Annotated in this window: 18 protein-coding genes; all 18 read right to left on the bottom strand. The window is 61.0% G+C overall.

The genetic code is table 11. The features are described from left to right. Nucleotides 1-22: 22 nt before the first annotated feature. Nucleotides 23-1,069, bottom strand: coding sequence for a glycosyltransferase (locus ACTQWE_RS01670; RefSeq protein ID WP_441856958.1), 1,047 nt, complete (start codon nt 1,067-1,069; stop codon nt 23-25). After that, entirely contained in the window at nt 1,066-2,070 is a 1,005-nt protein-coding gene (locus ACTQWE_RS01665; protein WP_441856959.1) for a capsular polysaccharide synthesis protein, read from the bottom strand. Before ACTQWE_RS01665 ends, ACTQWE_RS01670 begins: the two co-directional genes overlap by 4 nt. Nucleotides 2,071-2,096: 26 nt before the next feature. After that, nucleotides 2,097-2,627, bottom strand: a complete 531-nt coding sequence (locus ACTQWE_RS01660; protein WP_441856960.1) for an acyltransferase — start codon at nt 2,625-2,627, stop codon at nt 2,097-2,099. Then, the gene (locus ACTQWE_RS01655; RefSeq protein WP_441856961.1) at nt 2,621-3,682 is read right to left on the bottom strand and encodes a glycosyltransferase family 4 protein; all 1,062 of its coding nucleotides are present in this window, start codon (nt 3,680-3,682) and stop codon (nt 2,621-2,623) included. Before ACTQWE_RS01655 ends, ACTQWE_RS01660 begins: the two co-directional genes overlap by 7 nt. Then, the gene (locus ACTQWE_RS01650) at nt 3,679-4,449 is read right to left on the bottom strand and encodes a WecB/TagA/CpsF family glycosyltransferase (protein ID WP_441856962.1); all 771 of its coding nucleotides are present in this window, start codon (nt 4,447-4,449) and stop codon (nt 3,679-3,681) included. Before ACTQWE_RS01650 ends, ACTQWE_RS01655 begins: the two co-directional genes overlap by 4 nt. A 2-nt stretch (nt 4,450-4,451) precedes the next feature. Beyond that, nucleotides 4,452-5,804, bottom strand: coding sequence for a sugar phosphate nucleotidyltransferase (locus ACTQWE_RS01645; protein ID WP_441856963.1), 1,353 nt, complete (start codon nt 5,802-5,804; stop codon nt 4,452-4,454). 2 nt (nt 5,805-5,806) lie between these two features. Beyond that, nucleotides 5,807-7,471 (bottom strand): phospho-sugar mutase, encoded by a 1,665-nt coding sequence (locus tag ACTQWE_RS01640; RefSeq protein ID WP_441856964.1) that lies wholly within the window; start codon nt 7,469-7,471, stop codon nt 5,807-5,809. A 293-nt stretch (nt 7,472-7,764) separates the two neighbouring features. Then, the gene (locus ACTQWE_RS01635; protein ID WP_441856965.1) at nt 7,765-8,643 is read right to left on the bottom strand and encodes a sugar transferase; all 879 of its coding nucleotides are present in this window, start codon (nt 8,641-8,643) and stop codon (nt 7,765-7,767) included. 230 nt (nt 8,644-8,873) lie between these two features. After that, nucleotides 8,874-9,527, bottom strand: coding sequence for a CpsB/CapC family capsule biosynthesis tyrosine phosphatase (locus ACTQWE_RS01630; RefSeq protein WP_441856966.1), 654 nt, complete (start codon nt 9,525-9,527; stop codon nt 8,874-8,876). A 52-nt stretch (nt 9,528-9,579) separates the two neighbouring features. Continuing rightward, the gene (locus tag ACTQWE_RS01625) at nt 9,580-10,536 is read right to left on the bottom strand and encodes a CpsD/CapB family tyrosine-protein kinase (RefSeq protein ID WP_441856967.1); all 957 of its coding nucleotides are present in this window, start codon (nt 10,534-10,536) and stop codon (nt 9,580-9,582) included. 3 nt (nt 10,537-10,539) lie between these two features. Continuing rightward, nucleotides 10,540-11,202 carry a YveK family protein gene (locus ACTQWE_RS01620; protein ID WP_441856968.1) on the bottom strand — a complete coding sequence of 221 codons (663 nt, stop codon included), beginning with the start codon at nt 11,200-11,202 and terminating at the stop codon, nt 10,540-10,542. A gap of 75 nt (nt 11,203-11,277) precedes the next feature. Next, nucleotides 11,278-12,561 (bottom strand): LCP family protein, encoded by a 1,284-nt coding sequence (locus ACTQWE_RS01615; RefSeq protein WP_441856969.1) that lies wholly within the window; start codon nt 12,559-12,561, stop codon nt 11,278-11,280. Between the two features lie 266 nt (nt 12,562-12,827). Next, nucleotides 12,828-13,934: a DUF4097 family beta strand repeat-containing protein gene (locus ACTQWE_RS01610; RefSeq protein ID WP_441856970.1), complete on the bottom strand. Its 1,107-nt coding sequence runs from the start codon at nt 13,932-13,934 to the stop codon at nt 12,828-12,830. Continuing rightward, nucleotides 13,934-14,284 carry a PadR family transcriptional regulator gene (locus tag ACTQWE_RS01605; protein WP_441856971.1) on the bottom strand — a complete coding sequence of 117 codons (351 nt, stop codon included), beginning with the start codon at nt 14,282-14,284 and terminating at the stop codon, nt 13,934-13,936. The genes ACTQWE_RS01610 and ACTQWE_RS01605 overlap by 1 nt, the downstream gene beginning before the upstream one ends. Before the next feature lie 165 nt (nt 14,285-14,449). Then, entirely contained in the window at nt 14,450-15,013 is a 564-nt protein-coding gene (locus ACTQWE_RS01600) for a TetR/AcrR family transcriptional regulator (protein ID WP_441856972.1), read from the bottom strand. A 10-nt stretch (nt 15,014-15,023) separates the two neighbouring features. Continuing rightward, nucleotides 15,024-15,764, bottom strand: coding sequence for a hypothetical protein (locus ACTQWE_RS01595; protein WP_441856973.1), 741 nt, complete (start codon nt 15,762-15,764; stop codon nt 15,024-15,026). A gap of 205 nt (nt 15,765-15,969) precedes the next feature. Beyond that, nucleotides 15,970-17,982 (bottom strand): glycosyltransferase, encoded by a 2,013-nt coding sequence (locus ACTQWE_RS01590; RefSeq protein WP_441856974.1) that lies wholly within the window; start codon nt 17,980-17,982, stop codon nt 15,970-15,972. A 255-nt stretch (nt 17,983-18,237) separates the two neighbouring features. Next, a complete protein-coding gene (locus tag ACTQWE_RS01585; RefSeq protein ID WP_441856975.1) occupies nt 18,238-18,633 on the bottom strand; it encodes a hypothetical protein in 396 nt (131 codons plus the stop codon). Between the last annotated feature and the right edge of the window lie 142 nt (nt 18,634-18,775).

Raw genomic sequence — 18,775 nt, 5'->3', positions numbered from 1 at the left:
CTCAGACCTTCAGTGGCCCACATCACTGTTCACCCCTCGAAATCATCCGAGCACGCGTAAGCGCTAGAGCCATTCCAGAGTGTCCGTTGATGAGAAGGCTATGAAAGAGTGCCTGAAAGCGAGGCAAGCCGCTCGGAGGGTAACTAGCACAATAGCAACGAAAAGCCTCAGAGCCTGTTAGGGCAGCGACAGACGCAACCTTCTCGGAGACCCTAAGTCCACTCTTCTCGACCATGAACACATAGGAGCGTGAGTAATCAACCATTTTACGACTTGCTCGCAGCAGACATTCCTTAGAGTCTCCTTCGCTCTCTGCGCATGCGGCAAGTAGTTCGAAAAAACTAGCATAACGCTTGGCTTTCTCTCGCGAGAAAGACCTTGTGATAGAGGCTTGTCCATCCTTACGGTAGCGGTACAGAGAGTCTTCTACAAAGATCATCCGACTCGCGGCGCCCCAAGCCCTGAGATTGAAGAAGACATCCTCAGAGAGAATCTCCTGGAAGCGCAAATCCGCCCTCTCAATTAGACTACGGCGATAAATACCCATACACACTGACACGGGAAACGGAGTAGTCTCCTTATCATGTGGAAGCCTGCCGTACAGCAGCTTGCGGTAGTGTCCAATCTCCGCTGCGCCGTCAAGCGTCTTACCTGCCAGAGGATGCGGGCATTTGGCCGAAGCCGTTCCATCGGTCCACTCCTCATAGCCCCCCATAGCAATGTCGGCATCGTTCTGCTTGGCAACCCCATAGAGCCGCTCGAACATCTCAAAGCTCACCCAGTCATCCGAATCTACAAATCCGACGTACTCTCCAGAGGCAATAGCGATGCCCGTGTTGCGCGCAGGACCCAAACCACCGTTCTCACGATGCACCGACTTCACGTTTCCGTATCGGACAGCGTACTCATCCGCAATCTTTCCACACGAGTCCGGCGACCCGTCGTCGACCAGAATAATCTCGATGTCGTCTAGCGTCTGCGCCAGTAGGCTGTCCACACACTGCCGCACATAGTGCTCCACTTTGTACATGGGCACGACGACGCTCACCTTCGGCGTCAACCCATTCATGAGAGCTCCCCCAGTATTAACTTGCCATAGAAGGTCTCACGCCCGTCCACTTTCCGCGCAACGGGCACCTTCCAGCTCAACTTGAAAATTGACGTATCTGCTTTAATCTCTTTCCACAGCTCCGCGTCATACTGATGATTCAGATGAATGAGCAGGTCTGCCATATGCGGATCACTCGGCTCTATAGAGGCAAAAGCTCTGCCAACGTGCTCCGAGTCAAGTAGTTGGAGGAGAACTATCATGTAGTCATTCGTCAGGTAATCAATAAGCATGTTATTTGTACTCCAGTACAAATAACATGCGTCGCGTATCGACGCGAACTCGCGCCGCCCCGTATCATTGCATCCCAAGCAGAAATCGCTGAAATACCCTGCTGCGGGAGACATGTGATCGCAATTCGGGCGAGAGATGGTAAAGAGCTCACGATCGAAAGCATCTGTCGGGAGGGGTGCAGAGCAGAACACCGTTGCATCAAGCCATATTCCGCCATGCTGCGCGAGCAGCGTGAATCGGAGGCAGTCGGAGAACTGGGTGCGGGATATTATGCCCTTCTTAAACTTCTCAACTAGCCAGTCCGGCATGTCTGCATAGTTGCGGTAGTTTGACTCGTCAAGAACGATGACATCGTGGCTGCAAGCCGCTCGACGTATTGAGTCAACGCAGGCCCGTACAATTTCGGGTGCGTCATCAAGGCCTTGCCACCAGCAGACCCACACCTTGCCACGAAGTGTGTCATCGCTTTTGGGAACAGGAGCAGAGAAGTCGTACGAGTCGAAATATTCACGATAGCGCTCATGATAGTAGCGCAGCATGACCTCATGCTTTCGCACAAGTGCTCTGTAACGTGCCGGTGGCTCTCGATAGCCATCCCGGCACATGCGCTGAATCTCAATCTTTCCCTTAAGGGTTGCCAAGGCATCAGGAAGGCCCACGATCTGCGCAATTTGCGCGGTTGCTTCCAGCTCCTCAGCCCCTCTGCATATGTAATGGCTAATACCCAAAATGAATTCCTTATCCGGAGGCTTGTTTATAGAACAAGGCCCATTCCGTCTTCGAGCTCGACACGCATCTGCTGTATGCGCTCTGGCGTAATCGATCCCCTCAGATATTCCTCACCGTAAGGCCCTCTCCCTTGAGAGCGAAAGCGGGAACTCTCGGCAAGCTTGTCCGTTGTCGATACAACCTTTGCCGGTGACCCCACAGCAACGGTACCTGCGGGCACATCATGGGTAACCACGGAATTTGCACCGATAACCGCTCCGTCGCCTATCCTCACGTTCGGCAGAACTATACTACCGAAGCCGATGAACACGTCGTTACCAATCCTCACCCTGCCAACCTTTGAGAAGCCAACGAGTTTCTTCGTGCTCCCGTCGTGAGCAATGATTGCGACATGAGAGGCAAGCGTAACGTTGTCGCCAATATCAATGAGCCACGGGAAGTTGGCGTCGATATTGCAGCCCTTTTCCATCTGGAAGTTGTCACCAACCCTGAGACCATGCTTCTTGAGACGCCCCAGGTAAACTGAGCGATATATCCCACGGAGTATTCCTAGCACAGCGTCCTCCAGACATCCTTGAGTCGTTTGGTATGTGGACCGAGCGAAAAAGACTGGGACACGAGGTCGTAGGCGTTCTCGCTCATCTCACTCCGCAAGGTTGCATCCCCCACTAGCCTCTCAATCTCAGATGCAAGGGCCTCAGTGTCGCCCGGCTCGACTAAGGACCCGGTATTGCCCGGACGTACGACCTCGGGAATTGCAGCAATATTCGTGCTAATCACAGGCACTCCATAGGACATGGCCTCTAGGATGCTCATGGGAAGTCCCTCGTTATATGAGGGCAGCACGTATAGGCAGGCATGTCGGAATGCATCAGCTCGTTCCGTGGGTCCAACCCAACCCCTGCACTCCGCCCTTCCCCGCAGCCCTAGCTCGCCAATAAGGGCATAAGCCTTCTCAACCTCACCGTCACCGCAAAGGACAAGGCGACAGTTCCCAGGCAACGCAGGCAGCGTCCGAGCGAAGGCGCGCAAGAGGTCATAGGTACCCTTGCGGTGCCCGATGCGCCCCATGAAAACAACGTCTGAAGAGCATGGGTCATACGCATTGATCGGCTGGGAGGGAACGGCGTTGTACAGAACCTGGAATCGCGCGCCCGGGAAATGCTCAAACGTCGCCTCGCGCACTGACTCACTAAGGACCAAATTTACATCCACGCTTTTCAGCGTTTCTCGCACATAGTCCTTTCCCCTGCTGTCGAGAGCGGAATAGAACTCCTCGAACTCCGCCGCATGGTGATGCAGAACGACGGGGATGCCCGCTCGTTTTGCCTTCCGGGCAATGATAGCCTTGCGGAAGAAACTGCCACGTTCGGCTACGTGCAGGTGCACGAGATCCACCTCATGGCTCCTGAGCATTCTCGAAATCTTCGGAAGAATTGCGGCGAAGTGGATAGCGACCCTGACCTTCCCGCCAGGCACGTGCGTGGGCACATAGTCAATAGAGAACTCGTCCCAGTCTCTCCATGAGAGGTAGTTCTTCACGACGGAGACCATACCACCCTGATAGTCGAGCGAGGACCCGCACATGAGGACGCGCTTCTCATTGCTCATCGCACATCGCCTTTTCCGTATTTCCGGATAATTCCGAGTAAAGCCCAGCTATCAACGAAATAACGCTTGAACAGTCTCTTTGGCTCTCGGGTGAAGCGGTAGAACCACTCGAGCCCATGGTCGGACATCCATCTTGGCGCACGCTCCACATTTCCGGCAGCAAAGTCGACAGCTGCCCCCACGCAGAATGAGAATGAAGCGCCCCACTCTAACAAATGTTCGTGGACGAGTACCTCTGACTTTGGTGCGCCAAGGCAGACGAAAAGAAGGTCCGGCGAGGCATCGCGAACAACCGACATGACCTCTTCGAGCTTATCGGGATCCCTCTCAAAGCCAAAGTCCGGCGAGAGCACGCCGGAGACCCTCAGACCACGATGTTCTGCAACCAGGTTCTCGGCCGCCCTCTCGGGCACCCCCGGCTTACCACCAAGGATGAAAATGCTCCACCCCTCCTCTGCCGCCCAGCCACACGCTGGCCCTATGAGATCGGAGCCGGCAATCTTCTCCCTGGTGGGGATACCCCACTTCCTCGCGAGGTCGAAAAGTGGCTGCGAGTCCATCAGGACGAGTGTCGCGTCCTCGTGAGCCCGCTTGAAAGAGGGGTCCCTCTCAAGCCTGATGTCGATGTCGGTGTTAAGCGAAACCATATAGCCAGGTTCGCGAGAACGGACATGCTGCGTCACAACCCCGCGCACCTGAGTGAAGTCAACGTTATCAAAGGCGGCGTTAAGGAACTCGACCCTATAGGGGTGTTTTGCGTCAATCATATCTAGAACTCCCAGAAGTTCCCGAACCGCTCCGTATCCTCCTCGATGAGAGGATTTCCGAGCTGCACCTCGATGATGTGAAGGCCAGTGATACCACGGCAGGCGTGCATCGTACCGCGTGTGATGTTTACAACATCACCGGCAGTGACATGCCTCACCTCGCCGTTAATGGCTATCTCGCCCTCGCCGGACGTCACAGTCCAAATCTCGGAGCGGTGGGCGTGTCGTTGGTAGGAGAGCTGTCTTCCCGCGGCAACGACAAGTTCTTTCGTGAGCGAGCTGCTCCCATCCGGGTATCTTTCGGAGTCGAGCACTCGATACTCACCCCAGCGCCTCCGCTCGTACATCGGCCGACCCTCAGCGGCCTTCTTGACCTCATCCTTAATGTGAGCCGACGCCTCCTTACCTGTCACGAGGATACCATCGGGAGTAGCTACAACCACTGCGTTGCTGATGCCGGCCACGACAAGTGGCAGGCGTGTCTCGTTAATCACATGAACGTTTACAACGGACTTCTCGTCCACGATGGCCTGGCCAGAGTACGGCTCCGCCATCTCGTCAGTAAGCGTATTCCAGGTACCAAGGTCCTTCCATGCCCCGGAGTACGGGATAACCGTAATGGATTCTGCCTTCTCGACAACCTCATAGTCAAAGCTGTTCTTGGGGAGCTTCGCGTAGTTTTCGCGGTAATCCGCGAAGGTAGGCTCGTCAAGATAACCTCTGGCGAGCCTCAGGAGCCAGCTCAGGCGAAAAGCAAATACGCCGCAGTTCCAGAGCGCGCCTTGAGAGATAAGCAACTCTGCCATCTCCTCATCTGGCTTTTCGGTAAAGCGAGAGACCGGCCAGGGCGTTGGATCTTCGGTAGATGCCGGCACAATGTACCCGTACTTCTCGGATGGATAGGTTGGCTTCACACCCAGCAAAACGAGGTCGGAAACACCTGACTGGACAGCAGCGTCGAGGGCGGTAACTGAATCGTAGTAGGTTTGGTCAGCCCAGGTGTCAATGGGCATCACAATAACCGTATCGCCTTCGTCAGCATGTTGTTCGAGTGCCAGGTTCTCGCATGCCAGTATGATGGCGGGCGCAGTGTCCCTGCGCTCAGGTTCGAAGACGAGTTTTGAGCCCTTGGGAACCTGCGCCGTGATGGCGTCGCGCTGGGACTCGGAGGTAGCTATGGTCACATCCTTCTGAATGTCCACCTTCCCGATCTGGTCGAAGACCCTCTGCACCATGGAAACATGATTACCATCGTCATCGCGAAGTACCTTTAGGAATTGTTTCGAACGGCTAGCGTTGGAGAGCGGCCAGAGCCGAGTCCCCGATCCTCCGGAGAGCAACACAATATGGACCATGGCTACTCGCCTCCCTTTGAGTCAAGAATCCTTCGAGCAGCATCATCCAGCCGCTCCATAAGTGAGTCTGCCTCACTAGCCGTCTCGCCACGCACGCTCAGGTACGCCTTGCACTTAGGTTCGGTACCAGAGGGGCGCACTATCAGTTTAGAGCCGCCCTCGAGATCGAACTCAAGCACATTAGACTTCGGAAGCATCTGTAGCTCGTCCCCACTAGAGTTCACCGCAGGCATAGCTAGGCCCAAACTGTAATCCTTCACATTCAAAACCCTCAGACCAGCTATCTCAATGGGCGAAGTCTTGCGCAGCGTACCCATGAGGGTCTGTATGTCACGCACCCCAGACTCACCGGGAAAAGCAACGCTAATAAGTCTGCTCCTGTAGTAACCAAACTTCTGGTAAAGGTTCTCCAAGACTTCCACCAAGTCACGGCCGAAGGACTTGTGGTAGCGAGCCATCTGGCAGATAAGCATACTCGCGACGACAGCATCCTTGTCACGAACATAAGAGCCGCGGAGATAGCCGTAGGATTCCTCGAAACCAAACATAAAGCGATCTACTCGTCGTGCCTTCTCCAGGAGACCAATCTGCTCACCGATGAACTTGAAGCCCGTAAGGGTGCGACGGAGCTCGAAGCCATACTCCTCTGCAAGAGCGTCTGCCATGGCACTCGAAGCCACGGTCGTGACCACAACGGCATCCTCGAGATTCTTTCCCTCCGCCTGATAGGCGCTGACGAGGTAGTCCGTAAGCAGCACACCAATCTGATTGCCGGTAAGGAGACGGTACAGTCCATCATGCTTAACGGCAATACCGCAACGATCCGCATCGGGATCCGTAGCAAGCAGGAGATCAGGCTGCTCCGTCTCACAGAGTTCAAGACCCTTCTTCAGGGCCTTCTTTATCTCAGGATTGGGATATGGGCACGTCGGAAAGTCCCCGTCGGGAACCATCTGCTCCGGTACCACCCTCACGTCCACGTTGCCAATGCGTTCGAAAGTGCGCGACACAAGCTCGAGGCCAGTACCGTTCAAGGGCGTATAGACCACCTTGAGAGGCACGTCTGGAGCCAAATCGCAGGACTGGAGCGCCACGGCGTCTACGAAGGAGTCCAAACAATCTTCGCTAATCCAAGAGACGAGACCCTTTTCCACGGCTTCGTCAAAATCGACACGCTTAACGTCATCGAAGACATCCACGGCATCTATCGCTGCCTGCATGCCCCTGGCCGCCTCATTCGTAATCTGGCAGCCATCCTTATCGTAGACCTTGTAGCCATTGTACTCGCGAGGGTTGTGAGAAGCCGTTACGCACACTCCAGCCGAGCACTTCAGGTACCGCACCGCAAAGGAGAGTGCCGGCGTCGGTTCAAGTCTAGGATACAGATCGACATGGATACCGTTCCCCGCAAGAACCTCAGCTGTCACCCGAGAGAACTCCACTCCGTTGTGGCGGCTGTCATGCGCAATCGCCACTTTTGGATCACTATAACGGGCATTGAGATACTCGGCGAGCCCCTGCGTTGCTTGTGCAACCGTGTGCACATTCATGCGATTTGTGCCTGCCCCCATCGTGCCTCGCAGGCCACCCGTTCCAAAGGACAAGTCACGCCAGAATGCATCCTCCAACGCTTGCGGATTGCTTGCGAACGCTTCAAGTTCGGGCATTAGCGAAGCGTCCGCTCTCTCTAGCCAGCGTTTGTACTCTTGACGAATGCCTCTAACCGATTCAACCACTGGAAGGTCAATACCCTTTCCCACCGCGAACGCGAAGCGTTCATAGGAGCGTTCATACGTATCACAGAGAATTAAAGGATTCTACAAAATACGATTTCAATATCTTCAACAGTATGGTTGAAGTACTATCAACCGACCCAGACAGTTTATTTGCCTCTCCTTCAGGCAAAGAGATGATGCGGATTCGCAAGACAGGAGAAAGGCACAAGCACAGCTACACATTTCTAGCTCCCCTGCGCCGTAAGGACGCACCCAACGGTCTGTATCACAAGCTTGAAATCAGCCCAGGCGCTGCACTGGTTGATGTAAAGCAAATCCAGGTCAACCCACTCGTCAAAGCCTATCTCATCACGATTCATTCTCGTCTGCCAGTAGCACGTAATACCCGGCTTGACGAGAAGACGCTCACGCTGGTGCGGCGTGTAGAGCTCAGTCTCCCTCTTCAGTGCAGGACGCGGACCCACAATGCTCATGTTACCAAGAAGCACATTGAAGAACTGTGGCAGCTCGTCGATGCTCGTCTTCCTGATGAATCGGCCCACCTTGGTGATGCGTGGGTCATCCTTGATCTTGAAGACCGGACCATCCTTCTCGTTGAGGTCCCTTAGCTCGGCCAGGCGCTCCTCGGCATCTGCGTACATAGAGCGGAACTTGTACATCCTGAAGGGCTTCTCATCCTTGCCCATACGCTCTTGGACAAAGAGAACAGAACCGTTGGGGTCATCGAGTTTTATTGCAATGGCTACTATGACATAAAGCCACCAGAACAGAGCAAAAACCAGCAGACTGAACGCAATGTCGAAGGCACGCTTAGCAAAGCGATAGCCGTAGCGACGTTTGAGCCTTGATGCCGAAGCGAGTGTCCCCTCATCGCTTTGATATCCAACACCCGTAACGCGACCTTCCGAATCAGTCGCAATGTCATCCGCTGTGGTTACGCTGAACTTTGGACTATCTATGCATGCGCTCTTGGAGATCAGCCGATCTGCACCGTTACGATTTGCACGAACAAGCCCATTTGCTTGCAATGCAAGAGAGGAGCCAGCCTCGCAACAGTCCGTATCAATATCTCTAAATGCAGATATCCTGTACGAGTCTTGCATCGATACTTGTCTCCCCCCGTTAAAAGCTAGGACGACACGCCCAGCATATTACCCTGATACTTGAATGCCAATTCAAATAATTGCATCGTTGTAACTGGATATGCCATTTTAACGGGAACAACTTCAACCAGTCTACTAACCTTAAGTATGTTACACCATTTTTCAGTATCTGCTCAGAAACCAACTTAGTGTAGATTCCTAAGCAGAGGTGAGGGAACGGAAGCCCCTTGTTAAAGCATGTGCGCCGGACGGACGCGATATTCCTCACAAGCCCGACATAAAAGGGAGTAGTGCTCCACAGTATGTGCATCGCTCGCAATGTAGCGATACAGTCCCAGCTGGAATAGGCGCTTTGCCGTTTTGCCGCTGTTTCCAAGCCTTCCGCCACGGATAAAGTCTGCCGAAGCCTGCAGGTCGCAGTCAAGCTGCGGAAAACGCCGTGCCAGCTCCGGGTCCTTGCGAATGGCGTCGTAGCGCTCCGGATGTGCTATAACGACACGCCAGCCCATTCCCTGAAGCTCGTATATGGTTCTCTCGTACTCCCCCATGGAATCGGTCGTGCAGTGAGTGTCGAGCTCGAGCAGGAACTGGCCAGTACGACGACACCCCAAACGCGGGGCCCATTCCTCCACGCCAAGCTGCATGAGCTTGGCGTGGTTGACCTCGAAGCCCATGTAGAGCGGGAAGTCTGGTGCAGCAGCATGCAGCGCATCAAACGCAGCAAGCATGCGATCGTAGTCGAAATAGGGGTCGCGGCAATGCGGCGTGCACACGATGCTGGTGACGCCCGCCGCACAGGCAGCCGAAAGCATCGCAAGGCTGTACTCCAGGTCCGGGGAACCATCGTCCACCCCCGGAAGAATGTGGCAGTGGATGTCCCTCATACTTATGCCCCCGCGAACAGGTATTGGTTAAGAGAGAAGCGGGTGCCTCGCATTACTCCTCCTCATGTGGAATGCGAGGGGCATAGCCGGCTTGCTTGAGGAAGGCGGACGTCTGGTCAAGACCATTCTGTCCCGCAGCTCGCTGTGAGCGTACCGAAGAGTTCACGGGCTTTACGCGCGCAGCCACGCCCCCTGCCGGTATTGGGCGCGGAGACCGTGCATCGGAAACGGGTGACGAGACACGATTGGATGCCGGTCGCACAGGTGCGACCGAAGCGGAGGCAGGGGCCGCACCCAAAGGTTGGGCCACGTCCGCCGATGGGGCGACGACATCGTAGGAATCGTTTCTCCGCTCCTTGTAGTAGCCATAGTAGTGGCCTGACGTAGCAGCATCGCAGCAGTTGAGCACCGTGCCGATGACGTTGGCACCGGCCTGGACCAGCTGCTCGTACGCTGCGACAACGTCATCGCGGTGCGTGTAGTCCTGACGCACCACCAGTATCGTGGCATCCGTGACGGAGGCGGCCACGGCGGCATCCACAAATGTCGTGACGGGCGGCGTGTCGACGATAACGTAGTCGAACTGGCCGGAGAGTTGGGCAAGCAGCGTGTGGAAGCGCTTTGACTGCAGAACGTCCGCGGGATTGGGGATGCCCGGCTCCGCATCCAGGAAGAAAAGGCGCTTTGACGTGCCGACGGGGATTGCCGCCTCTTGCACAGAGTGCTCTCCTGCAAGCACTGAGTACAGACCGTACCTGCCGTGGTGACCGAGCGCCGTGGCGAGCGAGCGACGACGCATGTCACACTCCAGCAGTATCACTCGAGACCCGCCCTCCGCGAACGCGTTCGAGAGTGCAACGGACGTGGTGGTCTTCCCCTCCGAGGGAATGGACGAAGTAATGCAGATGGTCCTCACGGGATCGTCGACGGACGCAAAGCGGATGTTTGCTGCCAGCGTCTTGACGGCGTTCTGCAGGGCTTGGGCGTCGGCTGTCCTCTTTCTGGGCATGGCTTACCTCCCCTCCTTGGTTACAGGAATGCGGCCAATAACAGGCACGGGCACGACCTGCTCGAGGTCATGCTGACCGCGAATCTTTGTGTTGAGCATGTCAGAAACGACGACAATCACGATTGCCGCGAAGAGCCCCGCCAACGCCGCAACCGCGACGTAGAGCGCACGCTTGGGACCGCTTGGGGCCGATGGCGCGGTGGCGCGGTCGATGGAGTTGACGGCCTCTACGCTCATAATCTTCTTCGCGACATCGGACACGTTCTCCACCATATCGTTGGCGGCCGTCGCGGCAAGCCGTGGATCAGGGCCCGTAACGGACAGCGTGATGACGCGTGACGTGGTCTCGCTCGCAACGTTCACCTTGTAGCCCCTGAGCTGCGGGACGCCCACCTGCTTGCCAGTCTTGACGAGGATGCGGTCACTCTGAAGCAGCTTCGCGACGTCGTTCGTGAGCATCTGGGAGGCATTGAGGTCCTGCGAGAGGTTGGACGCGTCCGTGCTTGCGTTGTTTTGCGCCAGCACGTACATGCTCGTGCTTGCAGTATAGGTATTGCGCATGAACAGCACGGAATACGCTGCCACCGCGACGGCGCACACGATAGGCAGGAGCACCACCAACCTGAGGTGCTTCCTGAGCAACTGTAGGAGTTCGAGCAGGGTCATACGCGTTCCCTTCTGGTCTTTCAGATTCCTATGGCGCCTTGCGGATTGTACGGCAACGCGGGCGCCGCAAGCCGCCTAGTGGGCGACGTCGTTCGTGGTGAGGCCCGCGTTTGCCGCGAGCTGCTGGTAGTCCCTGGGAGACGCGGCGTTTTCCGCGGCCCCGAGGGCGGCGTTTCTCGCCTGCGCCTTTGGCACCCGGGCATTGGCATCGTTGGGATCCATGCCGGCGTCCACGCGCTGCATCATGGCACGCCACTCATTGTACATGGTGCCGACGTAGGAGACGCCATCCTGACTGAGCGAGTAGCTGGGCACGACGGCGGAGTACACCTTGAGGCGGATGCCGGAGCCCTTGACCGTGGTGGCCCACGACACGAGGTCCGTGGCGGAGAGGTCCGTGCTGACGGAACCTGCGAGGGACTCGACCACGCCGGGGAGCTCCGTCACCGGGCTTTCGAGGGCCTTGCGCGCGATGGCCTCGACCACCTGGCGCTGGGCCTGTGCGCGACCGAAGTCGCCGCCGGACTCGTTATAGCGGTCTCGCACGTAGCTGAAGGCCTCCGCACCGCTGATGTTCTGGTCGCCCTTGGTGAAGCGGTAGCCATCGCGCGAGGTGAACGCCTCCGGCACGTTGACCGTGACGCCGCCGAGGCGGTCGATCACGCCGGCAAGGTCGTCGAACGACATGGCCATGTAGTGCGTGATGGGCACGCCGGCGAACTTGGAGACCGCCTCCACCGTCGCGGCGGGCCCGTTGTTGTACTCTGCGTTGATCTTCTGGACCGAGCCGTTTGAGGCCTGCACCATGGTGTCACGCGGGATGGAGACGAGGGTGACCGTGCTGTGCGCGATGTCCACGCGCGCGAGCATGGTGACGTCCGAGCGCGAACCCGCGACGCCGGCACGGTTGTCCGACCCGATGATGACCATGTAGAACGGGGCGTCCTTCTTGCTGGACGCCGGCTGCTTGAGCACACGGGACAGCTTCTGGCCCTCGCTTCCGCCCACGGACATGGACGAGTTGAGGTGGCCCACCCATGCGGCCGCCGCGACGCCCGCCACGGCAACGATCGCCACGACGACGAGAAGGATACGCGCCACCATGGGAAGGCGGCGCCTGGGATGGTCGCGATGCGTGAGGGTGCGGACCTCTTCCCGGCTGGGATGGTGCGCGCTGGGAGAATCCGCCGGCAGCGGCGAGGCCGTGGCGCGAGACGCCACCTCTGCACTCGCGGGAGCATCTTGCGAGGGGCGGCCGGCCGGCGACTGCGCGGGAGTGGCGTCTTGCGGCTGCCTTGCGTGGCGCGCGTGCCTTGGGCGGCCGGACGTGCCCTCCGTACTGTTGCCGTACTCAGTCAATGTTGCGCTTCCCTTCGGGCGGACCCGCGATGAGCTTTTGCCTTGCGAACGCGACGAAACCCCATCAGACGCCGCACGCGGAACGAAAGATGTGCCCGCGCGCACGAGACGCTAAACGTAGGCTAAATTTCACAATTCTTTAGTTTATTGCTTGCAGATGCGTCACGTCAACGCAAGCTGACATTTCATGAATCGTTCGCATGCGGAAGGAGGGCGCAACCTGGCGCGTTCAGACACCGTCGGAGTCGTCCGCAGGTCCTTGATGCCTAGTTGCCGACGGTGATGTCGCCCATCTCCGACGTGGCTTTGAGGGTCCGGCTGCCGGAGTTGCCGCTGCCGTGGGTGGCATAGCTTGACCCCATGTTCTTGCCGTTGAGCGTCACGTCGCCCATCTCGCAGCTAAGGTCAAGGCTCGCGTCCGCAAGGTCGCAATTGGCCACCGTGATGTCGCCCATCTCTGCCTCGAGGTCCGTCGTGGTGGCACGAACGCCGCTTATGGTCACGTCGCCCATCTCGGACTCCGCCGTCACGCGCCTGAGGGACGCTCCGCGCGGCACAGTCACGACGACCTTGCCGCCCGTGCCGCGAACGTGCTCGTGCCTTGCCTCCTGGTTCACGGTCAGGACGCCGCCCTTCACGTCGGAGGCATACGAGAACTCCTTCGTACCCGTGCAGCTCACGTGCGCAGAATCCCCCGCACGTACCACGACGTCGGCCATATCTACGTCCACGTCCACGGAGTCGAAGCTTGCGTCCACGTCCTTCTCCACCTTGCCCGACGCGCCCGACGACGCGCTCTGGCCGATGGGTGCGCCATCCCCAAACGCGCCGCGGATGCCGGCGGAGACTCCGTTCCACGCGACGGCCACGACAACGACTGCTGCGACAACGATGCACGTAACGAGAAGAGCGCGGCGTCCGCGGTTGTGATGCTTTTCTGGGCTGGCGGCGACTGGCTGCGGCGGCTGCTCCACGTGGGGCGGAACCGGGCCCGACGTGCCCTGCGGACGGGGCGGAGCCGCCTGCGCCGCCGGGGCGCTCGCCACGGCAGGACGCTGGCACGCGGGCTGTGCAGCTGCGGGCTGCGCATCCGCGGGCTGTGCAGCTGCGGGCTGCGCATCAGCGGGCTGCGAGTTAGCGGGTTGTGCAGCGGCGGGCCGTGCGCCTAGGCCCAGCGACTCGCGAACCTCCTCCAGGCTCCCGAACTCTGCTATCGCCGCGGAGGCCGCGTCCTTCTCGCCCATGCCCTTTGCGCAGAGCTCGGCGTAGCGGTCCTCCATCATCTGGCCCAGCTCCTCGCGCGCGTGGTGGGCCTCCGGCGTGTTGGGCAGCTGCGCAAACAGGTTATCCAGGTACTTGCTGATGTCTTCCATCACTCGACACTGCCTTCCAGAAATCTGCCGACGACGTCCTTGGTGAGCTGCCACTCGCAGCACTTTTGCCGGTAGTGGGTCATGCCCGCGGCGGTTATGCGATAGTAGGTGCGGCGCTTACCGTTTTGCGCGACCTGCGGAAACGATTGGACCAGGCCGTTTCTTTCCATGCGCGCGAACGCGGAGTACAGCGTGGTCTGCTTTACGGCGTACAGGCCGCCAGACATCTGCAAGACTCGCTTGGAGATCTGGTAGCCGTACGAGGGGCCGTCCAGCAGGATGCGCAGGATCATGGGGTCGATGTAGCCCCTGATCACGTCGCTGCTTATGTCCAGGTTCTCCGTTGGCATGGGCTGGCCGCCTGGCTCCTCGTATGTGACATGATACGTCAGACGTAGTATCCATCTGTGGGTAGGATACTACGCCTGACGTAGTACGTGCAACATGCTTGTGTGCGCCGTGACGCGCTTTGTGGCGCAAGAGGCGCGTATGGCCCGGCGAGCGTCCGGCAGGCGTCAGTAGAGGGCGGCGCGCAGCACGGCGAGCAGGTCATCGCAGGTGGGCTGGCCCAGCACGAGGCCGGCCAGCAAGCTCTGCGTTACGAGGTGCGAAAGCCCCTGCGGCGTGAGGCCGCCCGCAAGCGCGCCCTGCCGCACATGGGGGTCGCGACGAAGCGCCTCTTGCAGCTGGCTGCCCACGCCGTCCAGAAACGCCTGCATGCGCGCACGACCCTCGTCCTCCCGGCCGGTCATGGCAACAAGCTCCAGGCCGTGGCCCTGAGCGAAGCCGGGATAGGCGGCAAGGCGCTCGCGCGCGCCGCGATAGAGGGCGTCCACGTACCGGCAGAAGTCTGCGGCGCCGCGCGGGGCGGCGTCCTGGCTGAACACGTCGCGCCAGACATCTGCAACGACTGCCGTGAGCAGCGCGCCCTTGTCCGGAAAGTAGTGGTACAGCGTGCCCGTGGCCACACCCGCCGCCGCGGCCACGCCACGCACGCTGATGCCAGAGAGGCCCTGTCGCCGCACGATGGCGCGGCACTCTGCCAGGATGGCCTCCCTTGAGGTTGCCTGCGGCTTCATGGCGCGCCCCCTACAGACGGTGCAGCAGCTGCAGGCCCATGCAGATCATCCACATGTACGTGACGGTCTTGGGCAGCATGAGCGCACCGACCGCGGGCACGCGCTTTGCCAGGAAGGCAACCGGAAGGTAGAAGCCAAAGCTGAGCGCGATGGCAATGCACATGCGCCACATGCCCAGGCCGCCGGCGTTGCCAGACGTCGCAAACAGCACGATGACCAGCACGCCCGTGACGGCAAACGGCACGTTGCGGTACAGGGACCAGCGCAGGTTCTCTTGGCCGGACAGCCATTGGTTCTGCGGCATGAGGCAGAGCGCGATGCGCAGCGCGGCCGTGGCGAAGATGAGCGGCGCCACCACGGGCGAGACGCCCACGCCCGGGAACAGCTGACGCCAGATGAAGTAGAGAAGGACGTAGAACACGGTCATGGTGACCGATGCCACCGCCGTGCCCAGCCCGAGCCTGGCGGTGGTGTTGGGGCGCACGCCGCGCACGTGCATCTGCACGCGTGGCACCAGGTGGAACGCATCCCCGCCGCCAAGCACCAGCGCGAGCACGCCGTACAGCACGAACACGGTGCGGCCGTGCGCGAGCGAGAAGAACGTCACCGCCGCCGCAAGATCGAACAGCAGGTAGCAGATGTCGAACGCGCTCTCCGCGATGCGCATGGGCCTGGGCATGGCATCGCGCGCCGGCTCCGCTGCGCTCGCGGACGCGGCCGCGGCCGCGGCCGCGGTCTTTGCATCACTCATGGTGGACTCCCCCATCCGTCGCGCAGGCTCTTCTCGCCCGCGCGGGCATGTCGCGTTATATGTGAACGGTGTTCATATTGGGCGCACGGCACCGCGTCCGCAAGGCATGCGAAAGAGAAACGCGAAACGACACGTGGCGCACAAACTTGCGGCGGGGAGTGCGACGGGGGTGCGGGCGGCAGCGGCACCGGCGGCAGCGGCGGCGCTAGAGCCCGTCTCCGCCCTGGCGCAGCGCGCGGTCCATCACGCGCCAGCAGCGGTCCGCAAGCTCCGGCACGGCCTGGGCGCGGGGCAGGCTTGGGTCTGCCCACAGCGGCGGAAGCACCGTGAGTGTGAGGCGCGGGTGGCGGTGGAGCAGCCTGCCCGGGCCGCAGCGCGGGGCTTGCCGGATGACCATGGGCACCACGGGCGCGCCGGCGCGCACGGCCAGGTGGAACGCGCCCGTCGCAAAGGGACGCAGGCAGTCCGCGTACGGAAGCAGCGCGCCCTCCGGGTAGACGTGCACGACGCTGCCTTGCCCCAGCGCCTGCGTGAGCGCGCGGACCTGCTGCACAAACTGCCGCGGGCGGCGCGGCACGGGCACGGCACCCGCCAGCCGCACGATGCCGCCCACCCACGCGAGCGCGAAGTTCTCTTCCAGGCTCACGAAGTACGCGCGGCGCCCGCGGAGCGCCCGCAGCGCCATGCCGCAGTCGAGCGTCTGCACGTGGTTGGACACGCTCACGAAGCCGCCGCGCACGGCCTTGAGGTTCTTGCGGCCGCGGACGCGCACGCCCAGGACCACCCCGGTCACGAGCCACGCCGCGATGTCCAGCACCACGCGAAACGCCCAGTAGCCGGCGGTCGCCACCCTGCCAAGACGCAGGTAGTCATACCCGTCTGGCGTGGTGAAGCTTCCCCAGTGGCGCATGCGGACCACGTGCGTGGGCCGCTCGTCGCTCACGTGGGAGGAATCCGGCGGCAGCGTGCCGCGCGGCGCGGGCGCGTTGGCGACGGCCCGCCGCAGCATGCGCTCGAAGCGCCCCACGCACACGCCGATGCGGTAGCCTTCCGCCTCCCGCGCGTACGCGTGGCCCATGCGCTCGCGCTCCCGCGGGTGCTCTATCCACCAGTCCAGGTGGCGCGCGAGGTCCTGCGGGTCGCCGGCGGCAAACAGCGAGCGGTCGTCCAGCGCAAACTGCGGCGTGGCAGACAGCGGCGAGTTTGCGATTATGGGCACGAGCCCCGTCGCGAAGGCCTCCATGCAGCTCATGGCCTCGGCCTCCATGTCAGACGCGTGCACGTACACGTCCGTCTGCGCAAGCACGTCGCGCAGCCGCGGCTGCGGCATGAAGCCAAAGCGCGCGTCCACGCCCAGCCGCGCCGCCAGCCGCCTGAGCTCGCGCTCCGTGGGGCCCTGTCCGGCAAGCACCAGCACGATCTTCTCGCGGTGGCGCGAGGCAGCCACACCGCGGATCACCACGTCCTGGCGCTTCTCGCGCGAGTAGCGCCCGACCATGGTGACGACCACCCTGCCCGCCAGCCGCGCGGGCTTTGGCTCGCGACGGTAGGCGAACGAGTCCTCGATCCCGTTGCTGATGACGTGCAGCGTGTTGGCGTAGCCGTGCGCGCGCAGCTGGCTTGCGATCATGTCGCTGGGGCAGTGCACGTGATCCACGTGCCGGTAGAGCGACCAGTCGAACGCGCGGAACAGCATGTCATTGAAGCGGCGCGAGCGCCCCAGGCCCACGGAGCTCGACAGGTTCTGCGGCTGCACGTGAAACGCCGCCGTCGCGGGTACGCCCAGCTGCCGCGCCATGAGGACGCCGGTATGCTCGAGCGAGAAGGGCATGAAGAAGTGGACGACGTCGCACCACGCCAGCGCGCGGGCCATGGACGCGCGGTCCGCCCTCGCGAGCGTCATGCCCTGCCGGTCCACGAGGCCCTGGAACACGGGAATGCGCAGCTCGGGCTGGGGGTACACCAGGACGCCGTCGTCCGCGCGCACGCAGCCCGCGGCTGTTGGGTCCGCGTCCGGGGCAGCGTCGGCTGGCGCCGCGCTGCCCGGCGCGGGTGCGTCACCCGGCGCGGGCGCATCACTCGGCGCGGGTGCGTCCGCCTGGCACGCCACGCGCACCTCGTGACCGCGCGCGATGAGCTCTCGCGCGAACCGCCGCGCCGTGATGGTGGTCCCGTTGTTGGAGTGCAGGTACTGGTCCACCACAAACAGGATCCTCATCACCACTCCCCCTCTGCGGCGCGCAGGCACGCGAGACCGCGTGCAGACAAGCGCAAGACTTTGCCAAGACGGTGAGTCTTGTTCCCCGAGCAGGCCAAAGTAAACCCCAGCAAACCCGCTCCGACACTTTTGCAGGTATCTGTACGGGGCGGAACGCGCGCGACGCCGTGCGGCGCGATGGCGCGGTTGGGGGCGCGGCGCGATGGTGTGACTGAGGGCGTGACGCGATGGCGCGTCCGAGGGCGCCGTACGGGGCTACCCCGCGAACGTGGTGAAGAAGACGAGAACGACCACGACCATGGCCACAAACAGCACCAGGAACGCGACGCATACCGCACGCCCTATGCGCCATGCCACGTTGCGGCGCATGGCGCCCCGCAGGGTGACGCCCAGCACGGAGCCGACGACGGCGCACGCAAGCCACCCGAGCAGCAGGAGCTCGTAGGCGGGGGTGTCGCCGGCGGTGGGGGCTCCGCCCGCCGCGCTCACCACGCGCAGGTACGCCCAGCCAAGCGCGGGGCACGCAAGGCCAAGCGCAAGCTCCAGCGCCGCGAGCGCGGACGCCCTGCCGGCGGTCAGCTGCCTTGCGTCCCCGGCGCCGTTGCCGCCGCGTCGCCGGCTCTTCTCGCCCGTGCGCTTCCCCTGTGCCACCAAATGCCTCCCTGCAGACGACCGAAACCATCGCCAAAGCCATCGCGCGTCGTGCCCAAGTCGCGCGCAAGCATTCTAACCCCGCGCGAGCGGTCGCATGCGCCAACGCGGCCAGGCGGGACTGTTACCCACGGGCGGCCCA

The sequence above is a fragment of the Parafannyhessea sp. LCP19S3_B1 genome (assembly GCF_052121955.1).
In the GTDB taxonomy this organism is placed as follows: Bacteria; Actinomycetota; Coriobacteriia; order Coriobacteriales; family Atopobiaceae; genus Parafannyhessea.
Note: the sequence above shows the minus strand (reverse complement) of the source record. Positions and strands in the feature narration are given on the sequence as shown.